The organism is Streptomyces sp. NH27 (assembly GCF_056859195.1).
Window position 1 is genome coordinate 1 of the sequence record NZ_JACEGK010000218.1, and the last position, 12,283, is coordinate 12,283.

At 71.0% G+C, this 12,283-nt stretch carries 11 protein-coding genes and 1 pseudogene; 1 reads left to right on the forward strand and 11 read right to left on the reverse strand.

What is annotated here, in order from left to right:
• The 3 genes and pseudogenes from AC13HU_RS18985 to AC13HU_RS18995 all read right to left on the reverse strand — a co-directional run.
• Positions 1–1,217: pseudogene (locus AC13HU_RS18985) on the reverse strand (alpha/beta fold hydrolase); the annotation flags it as partial.
• A 387-nt stretch (positions 1,218–1,604) separates the two neighbouring features.
• Positions 1,605–1,787, reverse strand: coding sequence for a hypothetical protein (locus tag AC13HU_RS18990; RefSeq protein ID WP_483043089.1), 183 nt, complete (start codon positions 1,785–1,787; stop codon positions 1,605–1,607).
• A 474-nt stretch (positions 1,788–2,261) separates the two neighbouring features.
• A complete protein-coding gene (locus AC13HU_RS18995) occupies positions 2,262–2,549 on the reverse strand; it encodes an NAD(P)-dependent oxidoreductase (protein ID WP_483043090.1) in 288 nt (95 codons plus the stop codon).
• 24 nt (positions 2,550–2,573) lie between these two features.
• Here AC13HU_RS18995 and AC13HU_RS19000 point away from each other — a divergent pair, with 24 nt between their 5' ends.
• Entirely contained in the window at positions 2,574–2,912 is a 339-nt protein-coding gene (locus AC13HU_RS19000) for a winged helix-turn-helix transcriptional regulator (protein WP_483043091.1), read from the forward strand.
• A 70-nt stretch (positions 2,913–2,982) separates the two neighbouring features.
• Here the strand turns inward: AC13HU_RS19000 and nuoN are convergent, their stop codons facing one another.
• The 8 genes from nuoN to AC13HU_RS19040 all read right to left on the reverse strand — a co-directional run.
• The gene (nuoN, locus tag AC13HU_RS19005; protein WP_483043092.1) at positions 2,983–4,644 is read right to left on the reverse strand and encodes an NADH-quinone oxidoreductase subunit NuoN; all 1,662 of its coding nucleotides are present in this window, start codon (positions 4,642–4,644) and stop codon (positions 2,983–2,985) included.
• Positions 4,641–6,236: an NADH-quinone oxidoreductase subunit M gene (locus tag AC13HU_RS19010; protein ID WP_483043093.1), complete on the reverse strand. Its 1,596-nt coding sequence runs from the start codon at positions 6,234–6,236 to the stop codon at positions 4,641–4,643. The genes nuoN and AC13HU_RS19010 overlap by 4 nt, the downstream gene beginning before the upstream one ends.
• A 6-nt stretch (positions 6,237–6,242) precedes the next feature.
• Positions 6,243–8,147, reverse strand: coding sequence for an NADH-quinone oxidoreductase subunit L (gene nuoL / locus AC13HU_RS19015; RefSeq protein WP_483043094.1), 1,905 nt, complete (start codon positions 8,145–8,147; stop codon positions 6,243–6,245).
• Positions 8,148–8,160: 13 nt separating this feature from the next.
• Positions 8,161–8,460 (reverse strand): NADH-quinone oxidoreductase subunit NuoK, encoded by a 300-nt coding sequence (nuoK, locus tag AC13HU_RS19020; RefSeq protein ID WP_103887016.1) that lies wholly within the window; start codon positions 8,458–8,460, stop codon positions 8,161–8,163.
• The gene (locus AC13HU_RS19025; RefSeq protein ID WP_483043095.1) at positions 8,457–9,344 is read right to left on the reverse strand and encodes an NADH-quinone oxidoreductase subunit J; all 888 of its coding nucleotides are present in this window, start codon (positions 9,342–9,344) and stop codon (positions 8,457–8,459) included. Before AC13HU_RS19025 ends, nuoK begins: the two co-directional genes overlap by 4 nt.
• Complete coding sequence (gene nuoI / locus AC13HU_RS19030; RefSeq protein ID WP_483043096.1) at positions 9,341–10,000, reverse strand: NADH-quinone oxidoreductase subunit NuoI; 660 nt, start codon at positions 9,998–10,000, stop codon at positions 9,341–9,343. The genes AC13HU_RS19025 and nuoI overlap by 4 nt, the downstream gene beginning before the upstream one ends.
• A complete protein-coding gene (gene nuoH, locus AC13HU_RS19035; protein ID WP_483043097.1) occupies positions 9,993–11,417 on the reverse strand; it encodes an NADH-quinone oxidoreductase subunit NuoH in 1,425 nt (474 codons plus the stop codon). Before nuoH ends, nuoI begins: the two co-directional genes overlap by 8 nt.
• On the reverse strand, positions 11,414–12,283 hold an 870-nt coding region (locus AC13HU_RS19040; protein WP_483043098.1), incomplete at its 5' end, for a molybdopterin-dependent oxidoreductase. The genes AC13HU_RS19040 and nuoH, both read right to left, overlap by 4 nt.

Here is a 12,283-nt window from a genome sequence, read left to right on the forward strand (position 1 = left end):
GTGTCCGGCCGGGGCTTCCGTACGGCGGCGCTGCCGGCCTGGCCGGCCCGGTGGTAGGTGACCACGGTGTGCCGGGCGGCGAGTTCGCGGACCAGCCACTCCGCACGTTCGGGGGACTCGGCGAGTGCTCCGCTGACGACCACGACCGGGGTGTCCGGGGCCGGACGGCCGCCGGGTGGGTCGATCCGGCGGTGGACGAGTGTGGTGCCGGCGGTGCTGACGAACCGCCGCTCGTCGCCGCGGCCGCGCAGCACGGTCCGCCGGTCCCTGGCGCGGACGACGGCCCCCGCGGTCAGGGCCGCGGCCAGCGCGGCGCCCGCGACGACCGGGAAGGTGTCGTCGCGCCGCTGGACCCGGCCGTCGGCGAGGACGCGTTCGCGCGGACCGGTGACGTACAGCACGGCGGGGTGCAGCGAGCAGAAGCCGGTGAGGAAGCGGCCCAGGCCCATCACGCCGGCGTTGGCGAGGTGGAAGCCGGCGGCGGCGGCGACCATCGGCCTGGCCGCCCGGCCGCGGGCCAAGTGGACGGCGGGGAAGGATGATTCGAGGGCGATCACGCAGGCGCACAGCGCCTTGGCGGCGCGCGGGTGGTCGCGGACCAGCCGCCAGGCGCGCTCCTCGCCGTAGGAGACGGTGCGCAGGATGCCGGGCAGGGCGCGGCCGCTGCGCCAGGTCGGGCTGGACGCCTTCACCCAGCCGGAGGCGGTGTAGGAGAGCACCGACTGGAGGCCGGCGAACCACAGGCAGGCGTCGACCGTACGGGGCCGGTCCTCGGCGGCCCGCCCGATCGCCGCCGTGGTCTGCACGAGGAAGGCGGCCTGGTCGGCGCCGTCGGTGCCGTAGTGATCGCGGGGGTACAGCGCGAGGGAGGCGGCGGAGAGCACCAGGTCGGCCGCGAGGCGGCCGCGACGCGGTAGCGGCAGGAGCAGCGCGCCGGCCGCGGCGACGCGGGCGCCGTGCAGCGCGCGCGTCACGGCGGGCCGGCCCACCACGTCGAGCGCGGCACGGGCCGGGCGCGGCCAGAGCGCGAACTGCCCCCGGGCGACCTGCCAGTCGTTGAGGCCGCCGGGGCGGCGGTCGTCGGCGGTGACCAGGTACTCCAGGCTCGCCACCAGATGGTTGACCGCGCCGAGCCGTTCCATGACGGTCAGCGCGGTCCCGCGGTCCACCGTGGGCGGTGCCACCGCGGCACGCAGCATCCGCTGGAGTCTCGGCACGGATCTTCCCCTTCGCTGGGAGAGTTCGGCTGGGGTTCGGGGGTTCGGCTACGAGCTCGGCTGGGGGGTCGGGGAGTTCGGCTACGCGCTCGACCGGGAGTTCGCCGGGATCGGTCGGGCGGCGCCGCGAAATGGCCGCCGCCCGGGCGCCGTTGGGGAGCCGTTGGGGCGTCGTCCGGCTGGGACCGCCAGCGCGGCGGCGGAGGAGGCCGAGGAGCGTGGGCGAGGAGAACTGTCCGGCGGGGCGTCGCGCCGTAGGGCGAACCGGGCGACCGTACGACGGAGGACCGCTCTCGTCCCGCCGACCCGCGGGCGGTGCGGTGCCGCGGGGAACCCCTCCCCGCGGGACCGGGCCGGGCGTACGGCACCCGGCCCGGCGGGCGGACCCTACTGCGGGGCCGGCATGGTCCCGCCGGAGACGCTGATGGACACGCTGACGGAGCAGGTCACCACGACAACGGACAGGATGGGCGCGACCTCGGTGCTCGCCAGCCGCTGGACGTCGGTGGAGCGCAGGGACACACCGGCCAGGGCGGCGCTGTCGTTTGCCTTCGCGGCGAGAGGGGACATGGGTTCTCCTTCGGTCGTGGCCGGCCGGTGGCCGGCCGCCGTTGCGGTCGGGACCCGGACCGATCCCGGCTCCGGTCCGGCGGGTTCCGGTTCCGGACCGGTTCCGGCTCCGGCCCACATCGGGCCGGAGGGGCCCAGGTCGGGCCCGGCCGAGGAGCGGCGGTGCGGTCGCGCCGTGGCCGGACCGTACACGGGACGCGTATACGGCGGCGGCCGCGCGACGGCGAGGGGCGCACAACTTCCGCTCCCCGCACGTTCCGTGCCCGTCACGCGTATCCGCGTGCCGTCGCCGTACGGCGGAGAGGCTGCCGGCGGCGACGGCGTTCAGCATTGCCCACCCGCCGCGCAGAGGTCAACTGATGTGAACGAGAAACAACTTGATATTCATCTGAGTTGACACCGGCTCGCCGGTCGAAGCCCCCGGACCGGACGCCCTCGCGACACCGTCCTCCAACTGCCGGTCGGCCTCAGCTTTCAGTCGAAGACCGAGATCCTGGTCCGGTGGTGGCGCGGGGACTCGATCTCGTCGACGAGAGCCACCGCGAGGTCGGCGTAGGACAGATGAGCGGATGCGGCGGTGTCGCCACCGACCCGGTACCGGCCGGTGCGCGGGCCGTGGTCGAGCAGCACCGGCGGGGTGAGGACCAGCCAGTCGACGGGCGCGGGCGCCTCGGCCTCGACCGTGCGCAGCCGGTCCAGGCCCGCTGTGTGGGCGCGGGCGAAGGGGAGTATCTCCGGCGGCAGGACGGCCGGGTCGTCCATGACCGGCCGCCACTGGACCCGGAGATGTTCGACTCGATCTGCCCCTCCTCCGCGCTGCCGTTCCGGATCGGCGACAAGTGGACCGGCATGGTGATCCGCTGCCTTGAGGACGGCCCGCGCCGCTTCACCGAGATCCGTGCCCCGCTGCGCGCCGTGACCCCCAAGGTCCTCACCGCCACGCTGCGCGCGATGGAGCGCGACGGCCTGCTCACCCGTACCTCCTACGACGAGAACCCGCCCCGCGTGGAGTACGAACTCACCCCGCTGGGACGCTCGTTGCTCGACCTCATCGACACCGCCCGGCAGTGGAGCGACGCGCACCTGCCCGCCCTCCTCGCCTGCCGCGAGGCACACGGCGGCTGACGCGAGGGCGGACACCCGAACGGGGTGCGCCCGCCGGGAACCCGGCGAACGCACCCCGCGCAGTGAGGGCCTACCGGACGAACACGCCCGCCTTGTCGGCCAGGTCGAGGAAGTACTGGGGGGCCAGGCCCAGGACGACGGTGACGGCGACGCCGATGGCGATCGCGGTCGAGGTCAGCGGGGAGGGCACGGCGACCGTGGGGCCGTCGGGCTTGGGCTCGCTGAAGAACATCAGCACGATGACGCGGATGTAGAAGAACGCCGCGATCGCCGAGGAGATCACACCGACGATCACCAGGGGCATCGCGCCGCCCTGCGCCGCGGCCTTGAAGACCGCGAACTTCCCCGCGAAGCCGGACGTCAGCGGAATGCCGGCGAAGGCGAGCAGGAAGACCGCGAAGACCGCGGCGACCAGCGGCGAGCGGCGGCCCAGCCCCGCCCAGCGGGACAGGTGGGTGGCCTCACCGCTCGCGTCACGCACCAGGGTGACCACCGCGAACGCGCCGAGGGTCACGAAGGAGTACGCGGCGAGGTAGAAGAGCACCGACGACACACCGGACTTGTCGGTGGCGATCACGCCGGCCAGGATGAACCCGGCGTGCGCGACCGAGGAGTAGGCGAGCAGCCGCTTCACGTCGGTCTGGGTGACCGCGATCACCGCACCGGCGATCATCGTGGCGATGGCCACGCCCCACATCACCGGCCGCCAGTCCCAGCGCATCCCGGGCAGCACCACGTACAGCAGCCGCAGCAGGGCGCCGAACGCGGCGACCTTCGTGGCCGCAGCCATGAACCCGGTGACCGGGGTGGGCGCACCCTGGTAGACGTCCGGCGTCCACATGTGGAAGGGCACCGCGCCGACCTTGAAGAGCAGGCCGACCGTGACCATCGCCAGCCCGATCAGCAGCAGCGCGTCGTTCCCGGTGGTGTCGGCGAGCGCCGGGGTGATCTTGGCGGTGCCGTCGATCACCGAGGAGATGCCGGAGTACGACACGGTGCCCGCGTAGCCGTACAGCAGGGCGATACCGAAGAGCAGGAAGGCCGACGAGAAGGCGCCGAGCAGGAAGTACTTGACGGCGGCTTCCTGCGACAGCAGCCGGTTGCGGCGGGCCAGTGCGCACAGGATGTACAGCGGCAGCGAGAAGACCTCGAGGGCGACGAAGAGCGTCAGCAGGTCGTTCGCGGCCGGGAAGACCAGCATCCCGCCGACCGCGAAGAGCAGCAGCGGGAAGACCTCGGTGGTGGTGAACCCGGCCCGCACGGCGGCCTTCTCCTGGTCGCCGCCGGGCACCGCGGAGCCCTGGGCGGCGAAGGAGTCGACGTGGTTGCCGTGCGCCTTCGGGTCGAGCCGGCGCTCGGCGAAGGTGAAGACCGCGATCAACGCGACCAGCAGGATGGTGCCTTGAAGGAAGAGCGCCGGGCCGTCCACGGCGACCGCGCCCATGGCCGCGATGTGCGCCTTGGTGGTGCCGTAGCCCTTCTCGGCGAGCGCCACCACGGCGGCGAACGCGGCGGCCAGGCCGACCACGGCCAGCACCACCTGCGTGGTGTAGCGGGACCTGCGGGGCACGAACGCCTCGGCGAGCACCCCCACCATCGCCACACCGAAGACGATCAGCACCGGTGAGAGCTGCGCGTACTCGATGTGCGGGGTGGGGAAGCGGTCGGTGGTGGACGCGGCGCTCGTCCACAGGGTGTGGACAGCGGGTCCCGTATGCAGTGCGGCGCTCACTTCTTCGCCTCCAGCGCGGGCTTGGGGTCGGTCTTGTGCACGTCGGAGAGCGTGTGCTTGACCGACGGGTTGACGATGTCCGCCACCGGCTTCGGGTACACGCCGAGGAAGAGCAGCAGGGCGATCAGCGGGGCGACCACCAGCACTTCACGCGCCTTGAGGTCGGCCATTCCCTCGATGCCGGCCTTCACCGGGCCGGTCATGGTCCGCTGGTAGAGCACCAGGACGTACAGCGCGGCGAGCACGATGCCGAGGGTGGCGATGATGCCGAGCACCGGATAGCGGCTGAACGTGCCGACCAGCACCAGGAACTCGCTGACGAACGGCGCGAGCCCCGGTAGCGACAGCGTGGCCAGACCGCCGATCAGGAAGGTGCCGGCGAGCACCGGCGCGACCTTCTGCACCCCGCCGAAGTCGGCGATGATCCGCGACCCGCGCCGGGTGATCAGGAACCCGGCGACCAGCATCAACGCGGCTGTGGAGATACCGTGGTTGACCATGTAGAGCGTCGCACCGGACTGGCCCTGGCTGGTCATCGCGAAGATGCCCAGGATGATGAAGCCGAAGTGCGACACGGACGCGTACGCGATCAGCCGCTTGATGTCGCGCTGGCCGACCGCGAGCAGGGCGCCGTAGATGATGCTGATCACCGCGAGCACCAGGATCACCGGGGTCGCCCACTTGGACGCCTGCGGGAAGAGCTGGAGGCAGAAGCGGAGCATCGCGAAGGTGCCGACCTTGTCCACCACCGCGGTGATCAGGACCGCCACCGGCGCGGTGGCCTCGCCCATCGCGTTCGGCAGCCAGGTGTGCAGCGGCCACAGCGGCGCCTTCACCGCGAAGGCGAAGAAGAAACCGAGGAACAGCCACCGCTCGGTGGAGGTGGCCAGGTGCAGGTGCCCGGACGCGCGGGCTGAGAGGATCTCCTGCAACGAGAAGGTGCCGGTGCCCAGTTGCTGGGCGGTGACGGCGTACAGGCCGATGATCGCGGCCAGCATGATCAGCCCGCCGACCAGGTTGTAGAGCAGGAACTTCACTGCCGCGTACGACCGTTGGCGGGCCGCCTCCTCCTCGCCGGCCGCGTGCGCCCGGTCGCCGAAACCGCCGATGAGGAAGTACATCGGGATCAGCATGGCTTCGAAGAAGATGTAGAAGAGGAAGACGTCGGTGGCCTCGAAGGAGAGCACCACCATCGCCTCGACCAGCAGGATCAGCGCGAAGAAGCCCTGGGTCGGCCGCCAGCGCCGGTTGGGGTCGGGCCCTTCGAGCGGGTCGGCGTCATGCCAGCCGGCGAGCATCACGAACGGGATGAGCAGCGCGGTCAGCGCGACCATGACGACCGCGATGCCGTCCACGCCCAGGTCGTAGTGGAGCCCGAAGCTCTTCACCCAGGTGTGCGACTCGGTGAGCTGGTAGCGGTCGCCGTGCGGGTCGAAGCGCACCATCGCGATGATCGCCAGCACCAGCGTGCCGAGCGAGAAGGCCAACGCCGTGTACTTGGCGGCGGCCCTCCGCGCGGCGGGCACGGCCGCGGTGGCGATGGCGCCGACCGCGGGCAGTGCCGCAGCGGTGGTCAGCAGAGGAAACGACATGAGCTATCAGACCGCCCTCATGAGAAGGGTCGCGGCGACCACCACCGCGGTACCGCCGAACATGGAGACGGCGTACGACCTGACGTAGCCGTTCTGGAGCCGGCGAAGCCGCCCGGACAGGCCGCCGACGGAGGCGGCCGTGCCGTTGACGACACCGTCGACCAGGGAGTGGTCGAGGTAGACCAGCGAGCGGGTCAGGTGCTCGCCGCCGCGGACCAGCACCACGTGGTTGAAGTCGTCCTGCAACAGGTCGCGGCGGGCCGCCCGGGTGACCAGGCTGCCGCGCGGCGCGACCGCCGGCACGGACCTGCGCCCGTACATCAGCCAGGCGATGCCGACGCCGACCACCAGGCAGACCATGGTGGCGGCGGTGACGGTGCCGGTGCTGACCGGCGAGTGGCCCTCGCTGTGCCCGGTGACGGGCTCCAGCCACTTCAGGAACGAGGAGTTGATGCTGAACGCCGCGCCGGCGAACACGGAACCGAAAGCGAGAATGATCATCGGGATGGTCATCGACTTCGGCGACTCGTGCGGGTGCGGCTCGTGGCCGTCCGCGTCCGGCACCCAGCGCTTCTCGCCGAAGAACGTCATCAGCATCACCCGCGTCATGTAGAACGCGGTGATCGCGGCGCCCAGCAGGGCCGCGCTGCCGAGGATCCAGCCCTCGGTGCCGCCCTTGGCGTAGGCCGCCTCGATGATCTTGTCCTTGGAGAAGAAGCCGGACAGCCCGGGGAAGCCGATGATCGCGAGGTAGCCCAGGCCGAAGGTGACGAAGGTGACCGGCATGTACTTGCGCAGGCCGCCGTAGCGGCGCATGTCCACCTCGTCGTTCATGCCGTGCATCACCGAGCCGGCGCCGAGGAACAGCCCGGCCTTGAAGAAGCCGTGCGTGACCAGGTGCATGATCGCGAAGACATAGCCGATCGGGCCGAGCCCGGCGGCCATGATCATGTAGCCGATCTGCGACATCGTGGAGCCGGCCAGCGCCTTCTTGATGTCGTCCTTCGCGCAACCGACGATCGCACCGAAGAGCAGCGTGACCGCGCCGACGGTGACCACCGCGGTCTGCGCGTCCGGCGCCGCGTTGAAGATCGCGCCGGAGCGGACGATCAGGTAGACGCCCGCGGTCACCATGGTCGCGGCGTGGATCAGGGCCGAGACCGGGGTCGGGCCCTCCATCGCGTCGCCGAGCCAGGACTGCAGCGGCACCTGCGCCGACTTGCCGCAGGCGGCGAGCAGCAGCATGAAGCCGATGCCGGTGATCGTGGCGTGCTGGGTGGCCGAGGCCCCCGCCGCCCGCGGCAGCACGTTGGAGAAGGCGAACGAGCCGAAGGTGGTGAACATCAGCATGATGCCGATGGACAGCCCCATGTCGCCGACCCGGTTGACCAGGAACGCCTTCTTCGCGGCGGTCGCCGCGCTCGGCTTGTGCTGCCAGAAGCCGATCAGCAGGTAGGACGCCAGCCCGACGCCCTCCCAACCCGCGTACAGCAGGAGGTAGTTGTCGGCGAGCACCAGCAACAGCATCGCCGCGAGGAAGAGGTTGAGGTAGCCGAAGAAGCGGCGGCGGCGCTCGTCGTGCTCCATGTAGCCGATCGAGTAGATGTGGATCAGCGTGCCCACACCGGTGATCAGCAGCACGAACGTCATCGACAGCTGGTCGAGTTGGAAGCCGACCTGCGCCTGGAAGCCCTCCACCGGCACCCAGGTGAACAGGTGCGAGTGCAGGGCGCGGTGGTCGGCGCTCTTGCCGAGCATGTTGATGAAGAGCACCGCGCCGAGCACGAAGGACAGCAGCGCGAGCAGCGTGCCCAGCAGATGGCCGGTGCGGTCGAGCCGGCGGCCGCCGGTGAGCAGGATGCCCGCGCCCAGCAGCGGTGCCGCGACGAGCAGTCCGATCAGGGTTTCCACGTCTCGCAGCCCCTTACAGCTTCATCAGGTTCGCGTCGTCGACCGAGGCCGAGTGGCGGGTTCGGTAGATCGACACGATGATCGCCAGGCCCACCACGACTTCGGCGGCCGCCACGACCATCGTGAAGAACGCGATGACCTGCCCGTCGAGGTTGCCGTGCAGCCGGGAGAAGGTGACGAACGCCAGGTTGCAGGCGTTCAACATCAGCTCCACACACATGAACACGACGATCGCGTTGCGCCGGATCAGCACTCCTGCCGCGCCGATGGTGAACAACAGCGCCGCCAGATAGAGGTAGTTCGCCGGGTTCACTTCGCACCCTCCTCGGCGGAGGCCGGGGCCCGCTCGCCGTCTTGCGTCAACTCGGGCTGTTCCGGGGCGCGTTCCAGCCACTCGTCGGAGCGCTGGTCCAGTTCGGCCAACCGCCGCATCGCGTCCCGCGACACGTCGCGGATCTGGCCGCGCTCGCGCAGCGTGGAGCTGACCGACAGGTCGGAGACCGAGCCGTCGGGCAGCAGCGCCGGAACGTCCACCGCGTTGTGCCGGGCGTAGGTGCCCGGCGCCGGCAGCGGGGTGACCTGCTTGCCCTCGCGGACCCGGTCCTCGGCCAGCTCGCGCTGGGTACGCCGCTCCTCGGTCCGTTCGCGGTGGGTGAGCACCATCGCGCCGATCGCGGCGGTGATCAGCAGCGCGCCGGTGATCTCGAACGCCCATACGTACTTGGTGAAGACCAGGTGGGCCAGGCCCTGGACGTTGTCGCCGTCCGCCGCGTTGGCCGCGCCGGTGCCGGCGAAGCTGTGCAGCGAGGCGTTGGCGATGCCGGCGATCAGCAGGATGCCGAAGCCGAGGCCGCAGATCGCGGCCATCCAACGCTGGCCCTTGAGCGTCTCCTTGAGCGAGTCGGCGGCGGTGATGCCGACCAGCATGACGACGAAGAGGAAGAGCATCATGATCGCGCCGGTGTAGACGACGATCTGCACCACGCCGAGGAAGTACGCGCCCTGGGCGAGGTAGAACACCGCGAGGACGATCATGGTGCCGGCCAGCGACAGCGCGCTGTGCACCGACTTCTTCATCAGCACGGTGCCGAGCGCGCCGATCACGGCGACGGTGCCCAGCACCCAGAACTGCACGGCCTCGCCGGTGGAGGTCTGGTACCCGGCGGCGAGTTGCAGCGACTGCATCGAGCCCGTCATGCTTCCTCCCCCGTCCCGGCCGGGGCGGTGCCGCCGGGGGCGACGGTCTCGGCCGCCTCCGGCTCACCGGTGTACGGGTTCTCCACCGGCACCGACTCGTCGAGCTTCTCGCCCTTGGAGACGGCGACCTGCCGTACGGTGCCGGGCGCGGCCTCGGTGACCTGGCCGCGGTAGTAGTCGCCCTCGTCCATGCCGGGGAAGATCGAGTGCGGAGACTCGACCATGCCCTCCTCCAGGCCGGCGAGCAGCTGCTCCTTGGTGAAGATCAGCGACTCGCGGGTGCGGTCGGCGAGTTCGTACTCGTTGGTCATGGTCAGCGCGCGGGTCGGGCACGCCTCGATGCACAGCCCGCACAGGATGCAGCGGGCGTAGTTGATCTGGTAGACGCGGCCGTAGCGCTCACCCGGGGAGTAGCGCTCCTCCTCGGTGTTGTCCGCGCCCTCCACGTAGATCGCGTCGGCCGGGCAGGCCCAGGCGCACAGTTCGCAGCCGATGCACTTCTCCAGCCCGTCCGGGTGCCGGTTGAGCTGGTGGCGGCCGTGGAACCGTGGTGCGGTCGGCTTCTTGTACTCGGGGTACTGCTCGGTCAGCCGCTTCTTGAACATGGCCTTGAAGGTCACGCCGAAGCCCGCGACCGGGTTCAGGAACTCAGGCATCGCCGTCCTCCGTGTTCTCCGTCTGCGCGGCGTCCTGTCCGGGCGAGCCGGACACGCCGGACGCACCTGGTGCGCCTACGAGTTGGGCCTGCACGCGGCTGGGCCGCCGGGGCACCCGCTCCGGCTGCTGGCCCGGTAGCGGTGGCACCGGGTAGCCGCCCGCCATCGGGTCGAACCGCTCCTGCGGGGCCAGTGCGCCGCCGGTCGCGGCTTCCTTCCGTTTCTCCTCGCGGTCCCGGAAGACGTCGATGACCAGCGAGATCAGCAGCAGCGCGATCACCGCGCCGCCGATGTACAGCACGATCTTCGTGAAGTCGTAGTTCTCGTTGCGCATCGCCTTCACGGCGGCGACCAGCATCAGCCAGACCATCGAGACCGGGATGAGCACCTTCCAGCCGAGCTTCATCAACTGGTCGTAGCGGACCCGGGGCAGGGTGCCGCGCAGCCAGATGAAGAAGAAGAGCAGCAGCTGCACCTTGATCACGAACCAGAGCATCGGCCACCAGCCGTGGTTGGCGCCGTCCCAGAAGGTGCTGATCGGCCAGGGTGCCCGCCAGCCGCCGAGGAAGAGGGTGGTGGCGACCGCGGAGACCGTCACCATGTTGACGTACTCGGCGAGCATGAACAGCGCGAACTTGATCGAGCTGTACTCGGTGTTGAAGCCGCCGACCAGGTCGCCCTCGGACTCCGGCATGTCGAACGGCGCCCGGTTGGTCTCGCCGATCATCGTGCAGATGTACACCAGGAAGGAGACCGGCAGCAGGATGATGTACCAACGGCCGTGCTGGGCCTCGACGATGGTCGAGGTGGACATCGAACCGGAGTAGAGGAAGACCGCCGCGAAGGACAGGCCCATCGCGATCTCGTACGAGATCATCTGCGCGGACGCGCGCAGGCCGCCCAGCAGCGGGTAGGTCGAGCCGGACGACCAGCCGGCGAGCACTATGCCGTAGATGCCGACCGACGCGGTGGCGAGGATGTAGAGGATGCCGATCGGCAGGTCGGTGAGCTGCATCGCGGTGCGGTGGCCGAAGATGGACACCTCGTTGTCGGCCGGGCCGAAGGGGATCACCGCGAACGACATGAAGGCGGGGATCGCGGCCACGATCGGCGCGAGGACGAAGATCACCTTGTCCGCGCGCTTGACGGTGAGGTCCTCCTTGAGCATCAGCTTGATGCCGTCGGCGAGCGACTGGAGCATGCCCCACGGGCCGTGCCGGTTCGGGCCGATCCGCAACTGCATCCAGGCGACGACCTTGCGCTCCCACACGATGGAGAAGAGCACGGTCAGCATCGCGAACGCGAAGCAGAACACCGCCTTGACGACGATCAGCCACCACGGGTCGGTGCCGAAGAACACCAGGTTCTCCGTGGTGGTGGCGGCGAGTTGGCTGCCGCCGGTGGACAGGGCGGTCATGACTGGACCTCCGCGCTGAGCGAGACGACCTGCCCGGGGCGGGCACCGGTGTCCGAAGTGACGCCGCCGCCGGCGGAGTTGAGCGGCACCCAGACCACCCGGTCCGGCATCGGGGTGACGGCCAGCGGCAGCGTCACGGTGCCGGCCGGGCCGGCCACGGTGAGGATCTCGCCGTCGCCCACCCCGACCTCCGCGGCGGTCGCGGCCGACAGCCGGGCGACGGCCGCGTGCCGGGTGGCGGCCAGCGCGTCGTCGCCGTCCTGTAGCCGGCCCTGGTCGAGCAGCAGCCGGTGGCCGGCGAGCACCGCCTGGCCCGCGGCGGGCCGGGGCAGCGGCACGGACGTCTCGGTCGGCGCGCTCGCGGGCGTGCCCGACCATCCGGCGAGGTGGTCGAGTTCGCGGCGGGCGGCCCGTACGTCGGACAGGCCGAGCGCGACGTCCATCGCGTCGGCGAGCATCGTCAGTACCCGGGCGTCCGGGAGTTGGTGCCGGGTGGTGGCCTGGTCGGGCTTGATCGCGGCCTCGAACATCCGGGCCCGGCCCTCCCAGTTGAGGAAGGTGCCGGACTTCTCGGCGACCGCGGCGACCGGCAGCACCACGTCGGCGCGCTCGGTGACCTCGCTCGGCCGCTGCTCCAGGCTGACCAGGAACCCGACGTTGCCGAAGGCGGCCCTGGCCCGGGCCGGGTCCGGCAGGTCCGCGACCTCGACGCCGCCGACCACGAGTGCGGCCAACTCGCCGGCCGCCGCGGCCTCCAGGATCTGCCCGGTGTCACGGCCGAACCGGGTCGGCAGGGCCGGCAGGCCCCACACCCGGGCGACCTCGTCGCGGCCGCGCGGGTCGGTGACCGGGCGCCCGCCGGGCAG